The following is a 17700-nucleotide window of genomic DNA, read 5'->3' on the forward strand; positions in this document are numbered from 1 at the left end:
TCACCTCATTAATAATTCCGGGGTTGCTCCTTTGAAATAAATCCATGAAATACCGCGTCCATTGGGTGTTTTTTGCAGTTGAATGATGACATCCACTACCTGATTGATTTCGCGCAAGATGTCTTCATCGCGCATCGAAGGCACATTGTTGAGCTTATAGAGCTGCACCATGCGCATAAGGGCTATTTGCGGGTTATTGGCGTGAATGCTGGTCATTGACCCCTCATGACCTGTAGAGCACGCCGCAATAAAATCCAATATCTCCCGCCCTCTGATTTCGCCCATCATCAAACGGTCAGGACGAAGCCTTAACGAACATTGCACCAAGTCTTGCATGCAAAGGGCTGATTCGCTTTTGGTTTTAAGCGCGAGTAAATTCACTTGATTGCTATGAGGCAATTGCAGCTCATAGGTGTCTTCTAGTGTGATAATACGTTCCTGCTTGGGAATACGCTGGCAGCAGGCATTTAAAAAAGTCGTTTTACCCGAAGACGTACCGCCTGAAATGACAATATTCTTTTTAGCCAGGATGGCCGACTCAATAAATTCCGGCCAGCATTGTTTGCGATAAAGGGCTAGCAAATGCTTGTCGGTGTCGCTTTCCAGCGATTTTTTCCCGTCTATTAAAAAGGGTTTGGCATTTCGATAAAAATCCAGCCCGTAATCGCTTAAATTGCGACTGGCTACGGTTTGCCGGCGAATCGACAAGGTGTAATGCCTGGCTGCTGGCGGGATGACTAACTGCACCCGGGAGCCATCCATTAAATTGCCCGATAACAAGGGATGCACTTCATTGAGTAGCTGTTTATTCTCATTGGCGATTAACCCAAAGAGCCGCTTTAAGTGCAGGCTATCCAATGCAGGCACTGAATGCACCTGCATTGCTCCTTCTTTTTCAACAAACACTTCTCGCGGTCGATTGATTAGAATCTCCGAAACACTGGCATCATTTAGCCAGGGCGATAAGGGCTGCAATAACCCTTCTGAACCCGGCGCGTAAAAGGCTTTCTCAATCATTAGCCTCTGCCTCCCTTCACGCCAAAGAAATCCAAATCATGCGCGACAAAGACATTGATTAAAGTGCCTTGGTTGACTTGCAAGGTTGGTCGAATGGTCATGCCGGCATTCACGGCCTGCCCTGCGGTTTGCTGAAAGCTTGAAGCAATCGCCATACGGTACTGGGATTCAGAGTTGTAACGGTCTTGGCCGTTAACGCCACTGGTGGCGGTATAAGCGCCTAAAATGGATAACAAAGCACTGGTGCCAAAGCGCTCAAAGAAATGGCGATTGATATAGTCCGCTCCTTGGCCTGAACGGCCTATAGCATCCGTGCTTGGGCTGTTTAGACTGACTATCACCCCATTAGCGAGCTGTATCCGATTCCAGACCACAAGTATTCGGCTTTGCCCATCCACCACTTGCGAATCAAATTGGCCGACTAATACCGAGCCTTTAGGGATTAAACAATGCTGGCCTTCCAGTGAAAAAATATCGCGCAGGGTAATCGCGCGCACCATCCCCGGCAATTCGGAATTAATGGCCGTTTCCAAAGTCGCTGCCAGCATTTCGCCTGCGGGTACGGTTGAACCCGGGTGCGGTAATTTGGTCGCAGTGACTGAGGTGATTTCATTTTGCTGGTTTAAAAACTGGGTGTTGGGATTGTTTCCTGCAAATGTATTGGGTGAACTGGCATTGCCGGTTCCTGCCACCGCACTGATGGCTTGCCGATTCACTAGAAAGGTAGTCGGTGCATTCATGCGCGCCTGCATTTCCTTGCTCATGTGTTCTTTATGGCGAAGCTTCGGCGGTCTAATGGGTTGTTGATTAGCCATCTTCGTTTGAGTACCCATAACCGGCTTGGCAGCTTCGGCCTTCATCTTTTCAATCAACTCAAGATTTTGTGACAGCGTGTAATCGTTTTGCGAATGGGTAGCTGGCTCCTCTGCCTTCACTGTTTTGGCATGCTTCGGCATAAAGGCATAACCTAACAAAGTAATTGAAACGCCCATCACTACTGCCATTTTTGGATTGATTCCGAAATAGGATTTCTTAGGCGGTGTCACTTGGGATAATTCGCTTAATGGTTCATCGTGATTGTGTTCATTTGCTTGCATGCTTACCTCCTGCCTTGTCGAAGACGTTCAATTTCATTGCTGTTAAAAATAGAGGCTACCAAGCCACCGCTTCTTAGCGTAAACTGAGGCGCTAAGCGTTGAATAATTAAGAGATGGCCTTGCCTTCGAGTATTTACAATCGATTCCTTCCCTTGCTTGTTATCGACTGCAAAGACCGCCGGAACCGGTTGCGTTGGACTAAATTCAAAATAAGTAAATTGGCCATCGTCATAGACATGCTGCGGGGTTAATTCCGCACTACCGCTGAAGCGATAGTTCCAGTTCAAAGTTTTTGGGTCTCTATGTTGCTTATTAAGAGAGGCATTGCGAAGCACTGCCGCTTTGCGCGCAGCCTCAAGCTTGGCTTTTTCTTCTTCAGGGTAAGTAAACTGCAATGCATAGATGGGTTTTACCGACTCATTATCCATTGATTGATTACTGGTCACTTGAAAATAATAATTATGCTTGTCAGTGACTACCGTCATATTGGTATTACTGTTTAGCAGAGTTGGCTTTACAAACATCATATAAGGCAGGTGTTCATGATAGGTCACCATCCAGCCGGCGGTGTCGCCTCCTTCTACGGCCAGAATGGTTTCTTTGGGATTAAAGAGAATTTGCGTGGTGGTAAAGGTGCGGGCTTTAAGCTTCACCACATTATGCTCTTGAAAAGGCACTACGGTGACTCGCGCATCTTGTTTCGTGGATTGGGGAAGCTGTTGCCCGAACGCCAGCGTATTGGCAAGGAGTACCATTGTTGTTATTAATTTCTTCATCATCACCTCACACATTCCGAAGTTGTTTGCTATAGCGGGTTACCTGAAAGCCGTCCCAGTTTTTCCAGCGGATATCGGGCGCATTGGAGGGCTGGTTATACACCCATGAGATTAAGGCGTTGTACTGGGTTTCTGTTTGCTGGCCAGTGGCTTTATCAGTGTCAATCAAGGTAAAGACCACTTCGGCCACGTTATGATGGTTCTTTGGAAAATCCTTGTCGTTAAACAAGACATTGTCGAGAAAGTTAATGCTGTAGACGTGAACGCTACGCGTTAACTTTGTGCCAAGTAGTATTACAGGTGACTGCGGGTTGCTTTTGGATTGCTCGCGGAGGTATTCATCATTCACTGACTCGCTGGATAAAAGCCCTACTAAATCGTATTGCGAACGATAGGCGCTGACCTCATAACTTTCACGGTGTGTGATATAGCGGACGATGTCGCTTTCCACTTGCGTTTGATTAATGGTTGCATTGGTTTGCGTCACCGGCTCAATGGTAGTCACCCCATTGTCATAATGATGTACCAGCATCGGCACCAGTGTTCGCATAGGAGCGAGGACTGCGACTGCGAGCACCGCACAAAGGTTTAATCCCATTGAGGTTAAAAACGCCACTTGATACCGATTCCTTGATACTTCTATCCGGGTAAACTGGTCATCTGCCCAGTGCTTTGCTTGTTTAAAATAGTCATTTACAGGCTGCTTGCTTGTTTTCATGATTAACCTCGAAAGGATTGAAGATTAAGAGGAGCGCGTGACGCTTGATAGACTTGAACCGGTGATTTGGCACTGGCCGGCACCAGCTGCTTTAAAGCCTCTTGGGATTGCCTACCAGCTTCTTTTGCTTTTTGGCTAGCACCCATTGCACTTCCAACAAACCCGCCCAACATGGCAGCGCCGTTGCTGGTCGAACAAGACGCCCCAATGCTTTTGGCAATGGCGGTAACTTCAAGTAAGGCCATGACACAAAAGGCTGCGACCAAGAGAATTGGGATCCAATCCGATAGGCCAATATCAAGGGCATGATTGGTATAATGCCCATAGACTGACCAATGAATCAGGCGCATGCAAAAGCTGGTTACGGACGACACAAACACCAGCACCAGCGAAAACCCCACCAGCGTTCCTATCCAGCGCTCAAAAAACGACTTGGTCACATCAAACAAAGTGAACATTATAAAAATGGGCGCGGTACTCAAACACACCGCAAGCATCAATTTCGCGATAATGAGTTCAAACAAGGCCAAGCCAATGACCGCAAGGCCGGAGAGATAAATCATTAAGGCCACAAAAATCGGACTCCAGTGTTTAAAGCTTGCTTTATCCCATGTCCAAGCCCCTACGCGAACCACTTCATTCAAGACCGATTGCAGGCCACTGTTCACACCGTCCACTGAGAGGCCTGAGAGATTGGCTTTCATCAGCACGCCACCGAGCTCGCTCGCCCCATCCACGAACAGCCCGACAAAGTATTCGGAAAAAAAGCCCCAATTCATGGCAAACAGGTAAATGCCGCCCATTCGCAAGGCTAATTTCATTAAGTCTTTGGACGGCATACGGATAAAGCCCATCATGATGCCAAAGCCCATTAAGACCAGGGCAAGCACACAAGCGCCTGCCAGTGGCTTTTCAAGATGCGAAGCCAGTGCCTGATAGCCATTCACCACAAAGGTTTTGCTTATTTCATCGATTTGGCCGGTCAGCTGGCCAATGATATTGGCATAGGTTGGACTTACCATTGGCTAGTCCTCGATGCTGTTAAAGACGCGTTGCTGATAGGCAAGGGCAATCGGATTATAGAAGGACTTATCGGTAATCTGTTTGACTTCAACTGAGGCAAAGGCCGGATGGGTTCGGAGTTCATCGACCATGAGCTTAAACAATAACTCGCAATCGATATGGGCATCATTTAAGCCCATACAGCTCGGATAATAGCCCCCGCCAGTACCTGAGTTTAAGCGCATGGCTTTTTCTGCCGAGCGCGAGGCCTGCATTAAGGCATTGACTTGCTCGGCTTTGGGTTGTGACTGCAAAGGGTTTTTATCGCAGGCGCTTAATGCCACGGTGCAAGCAAGGGTTAGGGTGAGTTTTGCTAATCGGTTCATGATTTGTTCTTCCTTTTATTGTTGTTATTCATTCACAGGGTATTGCGAGCAGGCTCGGCCGTAATTCGGACAGGGTGAGTCCAAGTCCGGTGGTTGGCTGCAAGCACAAGTGTTCAGTAGTACAAAGCATACAAGGATGAGTCGCATTGAATGTTCTCCTCATTCATCCGGCAAGCGGTTAAAGCGTGCCATGTCGGTTTCACTGCTGATGTCATTAAAGCCACTCATGGCCGACTGCTGGCCGATTAGGGTTTGCAGCTTGAGTTGCTCGGTTTGGATAAAGGCGAGTTCTGCAATCAAGCGCGAATTTAAATCGATGGCTGCCTTGGTGTTTGGGGTTTTCTCAATGTGATTACTGAGGTCATGAATGGCTTTTAAATGCTGATTGATTTCGTTATAAGCGTAGGTGGCTTGCACGCTGACCGCTTCATTCACCGCTTTGTTTTGCTGGTATTGGGTAAGACGCTCAGCAGTCGCTCCTTTTAGGAAACTGGCATCATCCAAGGTGATATGGCTTTTTTCATACGCCTTGACCAGCTCTTGATAACGGCTTGGGTTGCCTCCTGCGATATTCTTTAAGGCTTCATCCCAGCTATTGGCTGACCATTGCCGGTTTTTTAAATCCGCAATGCTGTTGTTCAAATTGCCAAAGCCATAGTTACCACTGTTTAAGTCTTGAAGTTTCTGCAAGCTATTGAGTTGCGATTCAGCATTCTGGTAGGTTTTTTCCAGCATCTCGTATTGGGCTTTCAAATGGTTTAACTGCTCAATGGCTTTTTCAAGCATGGCCGCATCAGACACGCCCAACACATCGGCATGCACATTGGCACTTAAACAAAGCCCGGCAAAAAGTAGTCGAATGTTCATGCGCCACTCCTTTCGATAAAGACCGGCAACCAGTCTTCGGCATTAGCGCTCACCTCATCGATAATGCTATCGAGTAAGCGCACGGAAGCTTCATTGCCGGAAAAGACGCGAATTTCGTCTGGCAGGTCGCTTAAATCAAGCTTACAAAGAATGCTCTTTCGGTCTTGCTTGTAGAGGAATAGTCTTGATTCGGGGGTTAAGGATTTTATGGTCTGATATTCACTTCGGCTTAAGCCTAAGGCTTCAATGTAAGTCGCTTCATTGGCTGCCGGATTGGGGAAATAAATACTGGTCGCGACATTGGTGATGATTTCGGCTGCAATCGGTGAATGGATAATGGATTCAGGCGTTTGCGTCATGAAAATGAAGTGGCCGTTTTTCTTGCGAATCGTGGCTGCCCATGCTTTTAAGTGCTTCAGCCAAAACGGGGAATTAAATACCTGCCAAGCCTCATCAATGATAATCGAGGTTAAGCGCCCATCAAGGCAGAGGCGTACCCGGTGCAATAAGTACATATAAACAGGCGTTGAGATTAGTGGGGAGACTTCATCCATCAGATAAGTGATGTCAAAGCCCACCTTATCGAAATTCACATTCAGCGCGTCATGGTCATGGTCAAACAGCCAGGCAAATTCGCCCGCTTCTCGGGTTACATCTTCACGAAGCCAACGCTTTAATTCCGGCCATCGCGGGAAGTCTTTCGGAAGACAACGGGCAATATTGCTTAAATTGCGATAACGACGCCCCAAATGCTCAAAGGAGTAAGTCACACATTCGTTAATGGTTTCGCGAATATTGCTCGGTAAATCGACTTCATTGGGCTGCTTGATGAGTTCAGCGAACCAGTCTATGACAAAGCTTCGATTGGCTGGCGTGTCCTCTAACATTAGAGGGTTCATGGCGATACGGTCAGCATGCTTGGGCGAAATCACGGTGTAGCTGCTATTCGGTGCGCTTAAGACATAAATCTTGGACGCTTCATCACGGTCAAAGAAAAAGCTTCGATTGTCATAACGTCCCATTTGCGCATCAAGGAAAGATACCAGCGTATTTTTGCCAGCATTGGTCGCGCCAAAGATAGCCGTATGCCCTTTGGCGGGGTTTGTTTTGGACGACTGGCTGTGATAGTTGAAGAATACCGGGGTTTTTGATGGCGTTTCTAATAAAGTGACCGCTTCGCCCAAGTGATTGCCATTGCGAAAGCCTGTATCGAAATTATGCAATGAACAGAAATCGACAAAGTTGTGCGAGGTAATTAAGCTTGCTCTTGCAATAAAGGCATGGTTCCCGGGAATCTGCGACCAATAGGCTAACTCTTGGCCTAAGTTCTCCCGCACTAATACAATACCTGCTGAGGCATAGGCTTTCACTGCTTCGCGAACAGCATCCTCTAATTGAACTTTATCAGGCGATAAGAGCATTAAGCTATTGTGATGAAAACCTAAACGGGCTATTTCGCTGGAAAGCCCATCTTCCAAGGCACTTAACTGCTGGATTTGGCTTGCACCTAAATCCTTGGCATTCAATAAATTGCCGCGTTTCTTGTCGACTAAATCCAGTGCGACCTCACGAGGCACCGGCGCAAAGCTATGGGTTAGGATGTATTCAGAGTCGAGCTCTAAGAGCTTATCGAGAATGATTGAGCTGGTTTCTGAACCGTATTTTTTAATTGAGAGCATGGCAGCAAACGAGCTGCCACTAGCGCCTTGAAACTGGATGGATTGGCCGAAGAATAATTGCTTGTTGGTCACGTATTGGCTGAGATTGCCCTCTGGATATTTTGCATTGGCTTTTAAGGTATCCAGCAAGCCTTTGCCGGTCATGGCGTTAAATTGGGGTTCGGTAAAGGGTAATCGCTCGCCGGCATTAGGAATTAGGGAAAGAAAGGCTAATAATTCGCTATAGCCCTTTTCGCGGTCATTTTCGCCCAGCAAATGCGGTTTAAAGGGCGATAGCGAGGTTTTTAACTGCTCCATTTTACCGAGCAGTAAGGCGATTTCAGCTTCCCGCTGCTGTTGTCTTGCTTCAATTTGTTTAGAAGCACTGACTTTGCTCCACCAGCTTAAGGTGCGGGCTGCTTTGCTTGAATTATCGCCCTTAAGCACTACGGTGATATAAATCGCATTGCGGTATAAGCTCTTGCCTTGAAAACGGGCATGGTATTTCTTATTCACCCGTTTGGCAAAGGGGGATTTAAACTCACCCTTTAAACGAATATCTTCCTTATGGCGGTGAATGGTCACATAGGCCATGAAGCGTTCATCGAGGTGCAAAAGCGCTTGGTGGAGACGAAAAGACATTTCATTGAGGTAGTCAGGTTCAGCCATGACGAAGAAAATGCCTTCGACCTGTAAGGTGGCTCCGATTGCCCCTTGTTTAGTTTCAAAAATACTTGCTGAATTTAAATGCGTAATCGGAAACAAGTAGCTAATACCTGTTTCCTGTTGTAGACGCTGTTTACTCTTAGTAAGGCTCATAAGCGCGAACTCCCCAAAAGGATGTATTGGGCACATTGGGCAATAGAAACAGGCGTTTGCTTAAGATGGTGAATAAGGCCGTATCCTGTTTACAGGCTAACCAGCCAAAGGCATGAATGGGCAGGAAAATGAGTCCATACAGCATACTGCCTAAACCAATGAACGCCCCCATCGACAGGATTAGATTCATCACGTGAAATTCAAGGGTCACCCCGCCAGTCATAGCCGGGCGGGTCAGTGCGCCAAAAACGGGATTAGAATGCAATTGATTAATCGACATTATCCCCTCTCCACGACGCCATAAATTTCACTGGCACCAAACACGAGGCCTAGCCCGACTAGAAAATACACGAAATACTCTTTGGGGAATTTCTGCAATTTAAAACACATGTAACCCAAGGTGACGATAATTCCCACAGCGACCGAGCGCACTAAGCCGCCTTGCAGGTATTTAACTGCTCCATTAATCACTGTCTCAATCGATTTGGCAAAACATGGAACCGGTAGTAGGGCGCTGCACAAGACAAGGTATTTCGCATTAGTGAACTGTTTAAACCGATAAAGTTTGCGCATTATGCTCTCCTCAGTAAGCCTTGGGGAGTTTGAAGTAAACATCATTACAGGCTTTCTCGCTTGTATTGGCGGTTGCCTGCTTGCGTGCAAAAATCTCCTGCCGGTCAACATCAATATTCAAGGGCGCTTGAACGCCCAAATACAACATGCCGTGATGGGCTGCCAAACACTTCACCTGAATTTCACCGTCATTCAAAAACAGTTTGTCGCCCAGATGGCATTGCAACACCATCATGCAATTGGCACTAAGGTACTGAATCCCCTCAGCAGGTGTGTCAATATCGATGCGCACTGAGGATTTAAATCCTAAGTGAATCAAATCGCTATCCAGATGCAGCACCTTCACTTGAATTTGACCCTTGTCAATCAGAATCAATTCGCCTTCTCGTCTTCCTAAAATCAGCATGGTTTTCTCCCTTAGTTGCTGTTTAACATTTGTTTGATCATTCTTAGATGAGCCAATCCTACTTCCAGCGGGGCGGGGTTTGCCGGCTTTTTATTTTCCTGTTCTTTTTGCTCATCGACCCGCTTTTGAAAGCTTCGGCACAGGTCATAAAATTGCGGTAGCGTGGGCGGAAACTCCTTCTGCTTCAGGCAACATTCGATTGCCTTATCAATAATTTCCGGCTGAAAGTCTTTCAAGCTGTTCAACCACTCTTTCTTCATGAAGGCGATAAAGCCTTCCTCCTTCAACTGCGAACGCCAAACTGCGCCGTAAAAGGAGGCAAACTTCATAAACAAGCGGTTAATAAGCGCCTCTGGAGACACTCCTGAAGGGGATGACGTTGGAGTCCGTACTATCGGTTTCGCATCCACTTTGGCATTCTGCCCAGAGCGAATCGTAGTTTGTGGCAGCTGAATAAGATTTTTGATGTGTTGCATGGTGCTCGTCCTTTTGGTGTTGAGTCGGTAATTCATCGTTCCAGCATTGCTGGGCTATCCAGTTACTGGCATTCTTCCAGTTGGGCATCCAGCGTTTGAGGGCTATTTGTTGGTCGTGGTAAGCAATTTGCTGCTGCAAGGCATTCATCATGCGCTGAAAGAGCTCGGCAGAAGGATTTAATTCCAAGAAAGCTTGCTGTGCTTGAGGCTGCGAGCGCTTGACCGGATACACCGACCAAAATTGGTCGAATTGTTTATATAAAAAAAATAAATAATTATTATTACTATTATGAGGTATGGCGGGTTCTGTCTTTTTACCTATGGCGGCTTGCTGATTTATTTTATCAAAATCCCTTGCCCCGTCTGGGCTATTGGAGTTATCCACAATGGCGGAATGGTGTGGCGCCTTGATGGCGGGTTTATTTTGGGCAGAAAAACGCTCAGACGCTAATAAGCACTTTAAAATAAGCGCGTGCTCAGTGCTTTGATTTTCAATTAAACCCGCTTTTTCCAATCCTTTAATGGCTCGGCGGACCTGATCTTTGCTTGGACTTCCGCTTCGAATCCCAGGGTGTGGTTCAACATAAAGCGCTTCAGCTATAGATTGATGACTGATCCCACGTTTTATTCCTGCCATGCGTGTGTTTATGTCCATATAAGGGCGTATTCCTACTAAGTAAGCCAACTGTTGAACCTGAGGTAAGCCATAAAGCCTTGCAAGTTCGTCTTTATTAATAAAAAAGTCCATCACTAACACTTCATCCCTAACGTTTTAATGCACTTGATTTTGAGCTAACACTCACATACATTGAGCAAATCAATACGAACTATCCCTTAACCTGCCTAATTCATTGACCATTTGATGTAAATTTGTTAAAGCTATTAGTTCAATGGGTTGTGTTTTATGGGATAATACGTATATTAAAATAAATTATACCTATAATGCGTATTATGTAAATACGTTATACGCGATTATGGTATATAAATTATTTGTACTAGGTTTCTATGAATGAAAATACAGATGATCAACGTATAAATGCCGGCCGGCGTATTAAAACCGCTAGAAGTTTGGCAGGTATATCTCGTAAAGATTTGGAACAGAAATTCGGTATTAGTATGCACACTCTCCAATCATGGGAGTTAGGCAGAAACCCATTAAATGAAAAAACAGCATCCAAACTTGTAGAAATATTACATAGCGCAGGCGTAAGCTGTTCAATGCAATGGCTTCTTAATGGCTCAGGGAAAAGTCCTAGCCTTGTGAATTCTGACTTTGTACCTTTTCCTGTGCTTGATAAAGATATAGCCCCACTGCTTAGTCAAGAAAGTTCCATCCAGAGAGAAATTGAATTCTTTAAGTCTAATAATCCCAATGCTATCGCCATGATGGTTTCAGATGACACAATGGAGCCCAGCTATTCAAAAGGAGACTTTGTTGGAGGTATCAAATACTTAAATGCAGTAGACATCGAGAAATGCTTAGGCCACGACTGTATCATAGAGATTAATGAGGGAACTTATTTTAGACGCCTAGTGAAAAGGAATAGTGGTTTCGCATTGGTTTGTCTAAATGCTCAAACGGAGGTTGAGGAACCAGTTATTTTTACAAAGAGAATATTAGCAGTAACACCTATCATCTGGCATCGTTGGAGAATTATACGCTGAGTTCAATGTCATGCTTTGGCGCTTTTATGACTGTTTTATATAAGCACGCCGAAGAACAATGATTTAGTTTTCACAGTAATCAGACTTAGCACCCATATTGTATAAGGGTTTCTGTGGAAGAACTGACAAAAAATGCGATTTCAAAACAACCCGGACAGTTTTATTGCAAATAATTCAAGAAGGACCTAGTGTACAATTTGTTGGTCATGATCTATACGAAAAAACCGCTTACAAATAAAAATTAGAGGGGCAAGTCTTCCCCTCTAGTTCCTCCTTTAAGGGATGCCCCTACATAAGGTCTACTCAAATTTAGCTTGCCGTGATGGCTCTTGAAATAACCCATCCAAAATATCATAAGCCTCATTCCAAACTTCCAAAGTAGTTGATGGCTCATCGTTTGAGGGCATTCCTCTATCATTCAAAAACCTAATATCGCTGCCTAATTTCTTTGATGCTGCTTCTTCTAGTTTCGCTCGTACAGCCATTTCAATTGTAATAGCAGCCTCGGTTGATACTGCTTTTATTTCGATCCCTTTATTCGATGCTGGCTCAATACTTTCAATTAGCTTGGCTTCAAGATTAAATTTTTCTGCAAATTCATCAACTTTATCTTTTTGTCTAGTAGGTTCTTTAAAAAAGTTATATTTTTCAAGGAATTTTTCAGATTTTGGTTTACCGAAAAAGAAGTTTAAAAATTTCGCAACAAAACCTTCTCTTTGGATTTCACGACGATGTGTTTTAAATACACCCTCTGAATCTTTATACCCATACATCGTAATCCTTACATCATTATGGTTATTTTTAAATGTTTCAAAAATGGTATCCAAATCTACCACATCCTGAGAATCAGCTTGATTTTTTACAGTATTGTATAGGGCGATCAAAAGGTTCAACTTAGCCAATTTAACAGTGAAGTTATTTCCACTGAATTCATTGCTAAGCGAAATTACACTGGGTATTAGATCGGTAGCCTCTTTAGACACTTTTAAAGTGTATTGCTGAGATAAGCGTCCATCATACCTTGCTTGAGGGGTAAAATATTTTTTATCCGAATGGGTTAGATTTTGTTCATAAATTCTGTTTATATGCTCATATAACTCTTTTAAAAATTTTGTTTTTTCTTCCTGTGTATGTAATTTCATCTCTGGCCTCAAATGTTTTCATTAATTTTACATAAAGACCAATAAATAGTCAATAATGGGGTTTGTGCCTCTATCTTGAAAGCGACATATCGTTGCTTTACTTGGATGTTTTAGGTACCTATTGGATAGATAAGAAAGATCATCAGACCATGAAATGCGTGGTACTCTACACCCATAAGAACATCTATTCTCAGCTGGCGGTTTTCACAAACATGGCTTTTGATTATTCCCCCAATTAATTTTATTAACTGCACTAATTTTATGTTCAGGGGCTAAATGAGCATACCTTAATGTCATTTTTATATCAGAATGGCCCAACAGCTCTCTGACAGTATTTAAATCAACTCCAGCCATAACCAGTTTACTGGCGAAATGATGACGCAGATCATGCCATCTAAATTGTGTGATTTTGGCTTGCTCTAAAAGTGAAGCCCAAGAGCGTTTGACATGATTAAATGGTTGGTTGCCCTTGCTAGGAAAAATCAAAGTGCTTTCAGCGTCTCTCTTTTGATAAAGCTGATTCAAAATACTGTATGCTTCATCATTCAAAGGAATGAAACGGGAGCTTCTGTTTTTAGTGATTCCACCATCTATGAAAATGGATTTTGCAGAAAGATCTATCATATCCCAGGTTAGATTAAATAACTCCCCTCGTCTTAGGCCTGTATTAACAGAGAGTAGTACCATAGGCATCAAATAATCACAGAACGCCCCTTCCTCGAGTTCTGAGTACAACGCATATCCGCGAATTTTACGCCATTGATTTCCACTTTCCCTTTTTTGTCTCAAGTGATTTTCCCTTTCTTGCAATGCTTGCCGTAAACGGGTTTCTTCCTCCACCGATAAATATCTTACTTTTGGGGAACGATCCACTTTGAACTGCTTTAAGTTTCGTAAGATATTTTCTTTCAGGAAGCCCCATTCTGTGGCTTTAGTGATCACCGATTTGAGCGTGGTAATGTTTCGGTTTATAGTCGCTTGCGCTGTTCCTTCGTTTAGACGTTTTACGCGCCACTGCTCTAAAAGAGCAGGAGTAATATCAGTAAGTGACTTGGAATACAATTTACTGAAACATCGGTCAAGTGCCTCGATAGTTTCCTTACCTCTTTTGTGATGAGCTAAAGCCCAAGGCTGATATTCATTTTCTATGAATTCTTTTAATGTTTTAGGCCTATTGGTGCCTTTTTGCACTTCGGGCTTAATCCCTTTGTGAAAATTATTCAGCACTTCAATTGCCTTTTCTCGTGCTTGTGCCGCTGAAATGACGCCTGCCTTTCCCAGATTAACCCTGCCCCCGCGAGCATACTGGCATATGTAAACCATACTTCCAGTCGGATGCACTCGTAAAATAAAGCCTTTTAAATTTATATCTCTCACATCATAGGCTTTCTTTTCATTAGGAACTAAAGTTTTAATGAGAGAGTTACTAATCTTAGCTAGCATCATCATCTCCTAGATCTTTGTTACTTAGGGCATAGGAGCTTAATTCTGTTTCAATTTCTTCTGTTGTAGGTAATACATGATTCAGGCGCTCTGTTAATGCTTGGCTCAGCTCATATTCTGCAATTCCCATTGGGCTACTGACACGCCTCAATGAATATTCGGCTATGACCTTATCTTTCTTTTCGCAAAGCAGCAGCCCTATAGTTGGGCCATCCTCAGGCATTTTTAATTGCTCATCCACAGCAGATAAATAAAAATTTAACTGCCCAGTATCCTTGGGATTCAGTTCACCTCGTTTGAGTTCCACAACGACATAAACATGAAGTTTTGTGTTATACATTAAGAGGTCGATCTCGAATCGTTTGCCTGAAACGACAATCGGGTAACGCGTCCCATATAAAGCGAAGCCCTGGCCTAACTCCATCAGGAATTCTTTTACATGAGTAAGCAAGCCATTATGAATATCTTTTTCGTGAGCTTCATCCCCCACCGATAAAAAATGGAACTTGTAGGGATCCTTAATCATTTCTTGCGCCAAGTGTGATTGAGGAGAAGGTAACTTTTCTATAAAGTTTGTTGTCTTATGTTCTATTTTGGATTGCCTGCTAAAGAGATCACTTTTAATTTGCTTTTGCAGTTCTCGATAAGACCACTCATTCTCAATTGTTTTATAGGCATACCATTTTTTTTCATTTACTTGGTCTAAAGAAAAAGCCTGAATTAACACAATATGGTGTGTCCAGGTTAATTGGTCAGGCAGTGCCTGACCAAATTCACCATTCGGATAATTATGAGCAAAAAGGCGCATATATTTAAGATTTGTTTTAGAAAATCCTTCTGTATTTGGAAAAGCCCTGCGTAAATCATTTGATAAAGCATCAAATAGCCTATCTCCCCATTGCGCATTCTTTTGTTCTTGAATGATTAAGTTACCAACTTCCCAATAAAATTTGATTAATTCATGGTTGACTGTTATAGCTGCACGTATTTGCGCCTTTTTAAGTCTTTCCTTTATATCGGTTAATAGATTTTGGTAAGATAAATTGAGCTGAAGTGAAGAGGCATTACTTATTTTCTTTGGCATTTGGATTTCCCGTTCCACCATTTGGTCAGGCAGTGCCTGACCAAAGTAAAGTGCATATAAAGTGCTTTTTTATTGTAAAGTGTAGCATAACAATGAATGCTAATGCATTATCAATCCGTTGAAAACCCTTTAGAAATAAGGGTTTTTAATGCACTGAGATATATTGAAATATACTGAGAAATTATTTGAATTGCCTTCGGGAGGCAGGGGTCGCAGGTTCAATTCCTGTCACTCCGACCAATAAAATCAATGGGTTATGGTATTTACCATATCTTTGGATCAAATGGCTGTAGTTACTGAGTAAGCTTTTAGGGATCCGTGAAAGCGCCCCTTTAAGCAGTTGACCAAAAACCACCCTTACGGTGGTTTTTTGGTTTATAGCCTCAAAAGTCTTCAGATGCGCTCTGCACTTCAATACCGCTTTATCAATGTATAGTGCAATCGAAAATGTCAGTGTTAAAGTTGCAATGCAGCTGGTACCACCAGCCGGGTAATAATGCAAATTATCCACTTACTCCAGGCGTATAATGGTCAAGTGCATCATCTATTTTGACGAGCGTATCTGAAGAGAAATACGATTGAGAATACAGATAAGTCATTAATTCGTTCTGTTCATTAAGCTTTTGCTGCTCGATGACTATGTTGTGTTTCCCCAGCAAAATATACATAGTATCATCAACGCTATGCATGGTTCCTTCATCATTTCCTTTTAACCTACTCTCTATATTCAATAAAGGAACGTTTTCGGGTACATCTTCCGTAAAAAGCTGAGGTAGTTCCCCAGAGCCGCCAAACAAAAAATAATCGCTGGATATGATTGGCCCATAACTTTCAGTTATGGCCTCCAGAATTTGACTATGAACAATATGCATATTTTGCAGAGGCGAAATATGAGCCAACACTCTAAATTCAGTAAGAAATGTTTTACCGGAAATGATTAAAACAAGACAATCACTAACTCCGATAGCACATAAGGAATCTAAATCAAAATAAATTTGCGGTTTATCCAGTACAAATTGATTAAGGTTTTTTGGGTTTGCTTCATATACCTGGCACACTTTATTGGGCGTTTGGATAGTAAAGCTATCCATTTCGACTATATACAATTTTTTTCCAACAAATTCCTCAGGTTTATAAAATTGATCGTTCAGATCGTAAATATCTTCCCCTGGAACTTGATAAATACTTTGAGAATTAGTGACATAATCATAGTATTCATTTGAAAATTTTGAAAAAAAATGTTTAATCTAGTTCAGACGCTCCAAGTCTTGTTGGGTCATTACATGGTAATTTAAAAACTTTAGTTTCATTACCGTCATTACAATTTGTTCTAAATCATTGGTTGGTGAAATACCTAACATATCGTAATAAGTCATGAATGCTCTGTCCTTAGTTGCCCTACTAAAAGTATAGATGGTAGTAAATTGTTGATAAATAAAAGCAGAGCTTCATTTAATATTGACACCATGGCGGTAAGACTGTGAATAAATAACCGACTGCTTTTTGTAGGTTAAAAATTCATGGAGAAAATTGAGCATTTAGTGTAAACTACAAACACCTTGACTAGAAAAAACTTCAATGCAAGAAAAAATCGATAACAGCTTGGCTTTGATTAAATCAAAAACTAAAGCCAGGAACGATGCATCAGTATTAACTTTACAATTACATGACTCGCAAATTCAAGATCTTATCGACACCTCATTTTCGTTAGTCCAAATGATTGGTGAAGGTGAGATTCTGCTTATGCCTGGTAGAAGTCCAGCTCTTCACGCATTTATTCTAAAAGCAGCAGGTCATCCCTGCTTTCATTTCCCGTGCTCAGGCCGTTTTTATGCTTTTAATTCTTATCCGGAAAATAATCAATTGGAAGGCATGCGCGCCAATTTGGAACGAATAGGACTTAATATCGAACTTTTACAAACAGCAAAAAAAATCCACCTTTTTGATTACATTGATAGCGGCGCATGTATTGAAGGCCTTTTAATGCTATTTGCGCATTGGGCTTATGATACTAAATATAATAATGGGAGAGCTAGCTCGGCTAAAATGTTTCACGATATAGCCTATAGTAGTGAAGAGTACAAACATTTTCTGGCTAAATTCAGTGTTCACGCCATGGGAAAGCTTAGTCTCTATATGTTCCCTCATCTTAAAACAATAGAAAAGCATAGTTTTAATAAATATGGTCATCTATCAATGCCTTATTTTGCTAATGCAATATATGCAAGGACTATCTATTTTCCAAGAGAATGCTGGCATCTTGATGCCACCAAAATACATATAGAAGATTTAAATTCTGAATTTGCTAAAGAAGTCCGCATCCAGGAACTTTCAATATTGGAAAAATTGCTCGAGCATTCTTTAGCGGGACATTACAACCTCGCTGGATTGGAACGAACTTTTGAAGCGGCTATAACCAATTTGAAAATCACGGAAATTACCAGTTCCTATAACAGATATCGTTTTTTATCTGCTGCAATTTCTTCAAGACCGACTTACTCTATGCGGATCCAAATTCTTGAGGAATTGATTCCATTAGAAGAAGTACAGAATTGCGCTCTGCAGTGATTA

Annotated in this window: 20 protein-coding genes; 2 read left to right on the forward strand and 18 right to left on the reverse strand. The window is 42.7% G+C overall.

Features of this window, described 5'->3' with window-relative positions:
- The 13 genes from virB11 to E1O89_RS07820 form a co-directional block, all read right to left on the reverse strand.
- Nucleotides 1–1017 carry a P-type DNA transfer ATPase VirB11 gene (virB11, locus tag E1O89_RS07760; protein WP_133139676.1) on the reverse strand — a complete coding sequence of 339 codons (1017 nt, stop codon included), beginning with the start codon at nucleotides 1015–1017 and terminating at the stop codon, nucleotides 1–3.
- A complete protein-coding gene (locus E1O89_RS07765; protein ID WP_165483102.1) occupies nucleotides 1017–2114 on the reverse strand; it encodes a TrbI/VirB10 family protein in 1098 nt (365 codons plus the stop codon). Before E1O89_RS07765 ends, virB11 begins: the two co-directional genes overlap by 1 nt.
- A 2-nt stretch (nucleotides 2115–2116) precedes the next feature.
- Complete coding sequence (gene virB9 / locus E1O89_RS07770) at nucleotides 2117–2893, reverse strand: P-type conjugative transfer protein VirB9 (protein WP_133139677.1); 777 nt, start codon at nucleotides 2891–2893, stop codon at nucleotides 2117–2119.
- 4 nt (nucleotides 2894–2897) lie between these two features.
- The gene (locus E1O89_RS07775) at nucleotides 2898–3608 is read right to left on the reverse strand and encodes a virB8 family protein (protein WP_133139678.1); all 711 of its coding nucleotides are present in this window, start codon (nucleotides 3606–3608) and stop codon (nucleotides 2898–2900) included.
- Between the two features lie 2 nt (nucleotides 3609–3610).
- Nucleotides 3611–4630 (reverse strand): type IV secretion system protein, encoded by a 1020-nt coding sequence (locus E1O89_RS07780; protein WP_133139679.1) that lies wholly within the window; start codon nucleotides 4628–4630, stop codon nucleotides 3611–3613.
- Nucleotides 4631–4633: 3 nt separating this feature from the next.
- Nucleotides 4634–4996, reverse strand: a complete 363-nt coding sequence (locus E1O89_RS07785; RefSeq protein ID WP_133139680.1) for a hypothetical protein — start codon at nucleotides 4994–4996, stop codon at nucleotides 4634–4636.
- A 159-nt stretch (nucleotides 4997–5155) separates the two neighbouring features.
- Nucleotides 5156–5863 (reverse strand): type IV secretion system protein, encoded by a 708-nt coding sequence (locus E1O89_RS07790; protein WP_133139681.1) that lies wholly within the window; start codon nucleotides 5861–5863, stop codon nucleotides 5156–5158.
- The gene (locus tag E1O89_RS07795; RefSeq protein WP_133139682.1) at nucleotides 5860–8340 is read right to left on the reverse strand and encodes a VirB4 family type IV secretion/conjugal transfer ATPase; all 2481 of its coding nucleotides are present in this window, start codon (nucleotides 8338–8340) and stop codon (nucleotides 5860–5862) included. Before E1O89_RS07795 ends, E1O89_RS07790 begins: the two co-directional genes overlap by 4 nt.
- Nucleotides 8327–8620: a type IV secretion system protein VirB3 gene (locus E1O89_RS07800; protein ID WP_262337458.1), complete on the reverse strand. Its 294-nt coding sequence runs from the start codon at nucleotides 8618–8620 to the stop codon at nucleotides 8327–8329. The genes E1O89_RS07795 and E1O89_RS07800 overlap by 14 nt, the downstream gene beginning before the upstream one ends.
- Nucleotides 8620–8913 carry a TrbC/VirB2 family protein gene (locus tag E1O89_RS07805; RefSeq protein WP_133139683.1) on the reverse strand — a complete coding sequence of 98 codons (294 nt, stop codon included), beginning with the start codon at nucleotides 8911–8913 and terminating at the stop codon, nucleotides 8620–8622. Before E1O89_RS07805 ends, E1O89_RS07800 begins: the two co-directional genes overlap by 1 nt.
- 10 nt (nucleotides 8914–8923) lie before the next feature.
- Nucleotides 8924–9319: a carbon storage regulator gene (locus E1O89_RS07810; RefSeq protein WP_133139684.1), complete on the reverse strand. Its 396-nt coding sequence runs from the start codon at nucleotides 9317–9319 to the stop codon at nucleotides 8924–8926.
- Between the two features lie 11 nt (nucleotides 9320–9330).
- Complete coding sequence (locus E1O89_RS07815) at nucleotides 9331–9648, reverse strand: Vir protein (RefSeq protein WP_133139685.1); 318 nt, start codon at nucleotides 9646–9648, stop codon at nucleotides 9331–9333.
- 10 nt (nucleotides 9649–9658) lie between these two features.
- Entirely contained in the window at nucleotides 9659–10543 is an 885-nt protein-coding gene (locus E1O89_RS07820) for a hypothetical protein (RefSeq protein ID WP_133139686.1), read from the reverse strand.
- Between the two features lie 257 nt (nucleotides 10544–10800).
- On the opposite strand from E1O89_RS07820, the gene E1O89_RS07825 reads away from it, so the two are divergent.
- The gene (locus tag E1O89_RS07825; protein ID WP_133139687.1) at nucleotides 10801–11460 is read left to right on the forward strand and encodes a helix-turn-helix domain-containing protein; all 660 of its coding nucleotides are present in this window, start codon (nucleotides 10801–10803) and stop codon (nucleotides 11458–11460) included.
- Nucleotides 11461–11759: 299 nt separating this feature from the next.
- Here the strand turns inward: E1O89_RS07825 and E1O89_RS07830 are convergent, their stop codons facing one another.
- The 5 genes from E1O89_RS07830 to E1O89_RS07850 form a co-directional block, all read right to left on the reverse strand.
- Nucleotides 11760–12602 (reverse strand): hypothetical protein, encoded by an 843-nt coding sequence (locus E1O89_RS07830; protein ID WP_133139688.1) that lies wholly within the window; start codon nucleotides 12600–12602, stop codon nucleotides 11760–11762.
- A 204-nt stretch (nucleotides 12603–12806) separates the two neighbouring features.
- Nucleotides 12807–14045, reverse strand: a complete 1239-nt coding sequence (locus E1O89_RS07835) for a site-specific integrase (RefSeq protein ID WP_133139689.1) — start codon at nucleotides 14043–14045, stop codon at nucleotides 12807–12809.
- On the reverse strand, nucleotides 14035–15129 hold the full coding sequence (locus tag E1O89_RS07840; protein WP_133139690.1) for a YhcG family protein: 1095 nt from the start codon (nucleotides 15127–15129) through the stop codon (nucleotides 14035–14037). Before E1O89_RS07840 ends, E1O89_RS07835 begins: the two co-directional genes overlap by 11 nt.
- Nucleotides 15130–15310: 181 nt before the next feature.
- Nucleotides 15311–15640, reverse strand: a complete 330-nt coding sequence (locus tag E1O89_RS07845) for a hypothetical protein (RefSeq protein ID WP_133139691.1) — start codon at nucleotides 15638–15640, stop codon at nucleotides 15311–15313.
- Nucleotides 15633–16235 carry a hypothetical protein gene (locus E1O89_RS07850; RefSeq protein WP_133139692.1) on the reverse strand — a complete coding sequence of 201 codons (603 nt, stop codon included), beginning with the start codon at nucleotides 16233–16235 and terminating at the stop codon, nucleotides 15633–15635. The genes E1O89_RS07845 and E1O89_RS07850 overlap by 8 nt, the downstream gene beginning before the upstream one ends.
- Before the next feature lie 472 nt (nucleotides 16236–16707).
- Between E1O89_RS07850 and E1O89_RS07855 the strand changes: the two genes are divergently transcribed.
- Nucleotides 16708–17697: a hypothetical protein gene (locus E1O89_RS07855; protein ID WP_133139693.1), complete on the forward strand. Its 990-nt coding sequence runs from the start codon at nucleotides 16708–16710 to the stop codon at nucleotides 17695–17697.
- The last annotated feature ends 3 nt before the right edge of the window (nucleotides 17698–17700 follow it).

The organism is Legionella genomosp. 1 (genome assembly GCF_900640215.1).
Lineage (GTDB): Bacteria > Pseudomonadota > Gammaproteobacteria > Legionellales > Legionellaceae > Legionella_C > Legionella_C quinlivanii_A.

Coding starts and splice junctions, on each gene's coding strand:
- virB11 (WP_133139676.1), bottom strand. CDS start 1,017: ATGATTGAGAAAGCCTTTTACGCGCCGGGTTCAGAAGGGTTATTGCAG.
- E1O89_RS07765 (WP_165483102.1), bottom strand. CDS start 2,114: ATGCAAGCAAATGAACACAATCACGATGAACCATTAAGCGAATTATCC.
- virB9 (WP_133139677.1), bottom strand. CDS start 2,893: ATGATGAAGAAATTAATAACAACAATGGTACTCCTTGCCAATACGCTG.
- E1O89_RS07775 (WP_133139678.1), bottom strand. CDS start 3,608: ATGAAAACAAGCAAGCAGCCTGTAAATGACTATTTTAAACAAGCAAAG.
- E1O89_RS07780 (WP_133139679.1), bottom strand. CDS start 4,630: ATGGTAAGTCCAACCTATGCCAATATCATTGGCCAGCTGACCGGCCAA.
- E1O89_RS07785 (WP_133139680.1), bottom strand. CDS start 4,996: ATGAACCGATTAGCAAAACTCACCCTAACCCTTGCTTGCACCGTGGCA.
- E1O89_RS07790 (WP_133139681.1), bottom strand. CDS start 5,863: ATGAACATTCGACTACTTTTTGCCGGGCTTTGTTTAAGTGCCAATGTG.
- E1O89_RS07795 (WP_133139682.1), bottom strand. CDS start 8,340: ATGAGCCTTACTAAGAGTAAACAGCGTCTACAACAGGAAACAGGTATT.
- E1O89_RS07800 (WP_262337458.1), bottom strand. CDS start 8,620: ATGTCGATTAATCAATTGCATTCTAATCCCGTTTTTGGCGCACTGACC.
- E1O89_RS07805 (WP_133139683.1), bottom strand. CDS start 8,913: ATGCGCAAACTTTATCGGTTTAAACAGTTCACTAATGCGAAATACCTT.
- E1O89_RS07810 (WP_133139684.1), bottom strand. CDS start 9,319: ATGCTGATTTTAGGAAGACGAGAAGGCGAATTGATTCTGATTGACAAG.
- E1O89_RS07815 (WP_133139685.1), bottom strand. CDS start 9,648: ATGAAGTTTGCCTCCTTTTACGGCGCAGTTTGGCGTTCGCAGTTGAAG.
- E1O89_RS07820 (WP_133139686.1), bottom strand. CDS start 10,543: ATGGACTTTTTTATTAATAAAGACGAACTTGCAAGGCTTTATGGCTTA.
- E1O89_RS07825 (WP_133139687.1), top strand. CDS start 10,801: ATGAATGAAAATACAGATGATCAACGTATAAATGCCGGCCGGCGTATT.
- E1O89_RS07830 (WP_133139688.1), bottom strand. CDS start 12,602: ATGAAATTACATACACAGGAAGAAAAAACAAAATTTTTAAAAGAGTTA.
- E1O89_RS07835 (WP_133139689.1), bottom strand. CDS start 14,045: ATGCTAGCTAAGATTAGTAACTCTCTCATTAAAACTTTAGTTCCTAAT.
- E1O89_RS07840 (WP_133139690.1), bottom strand. CDS start 15,129: ATGCCAAAGAAAATAAGTAATGCCTCTTCACTTCAGCTCAATTTATCT.
- E1O89_RS07855 (WP_133139693.1), top strand. CDS start 16,708: ATGCAAGAAAAAATCGATAACAGCTTGGCTTTGATTAAATCAAAAACT.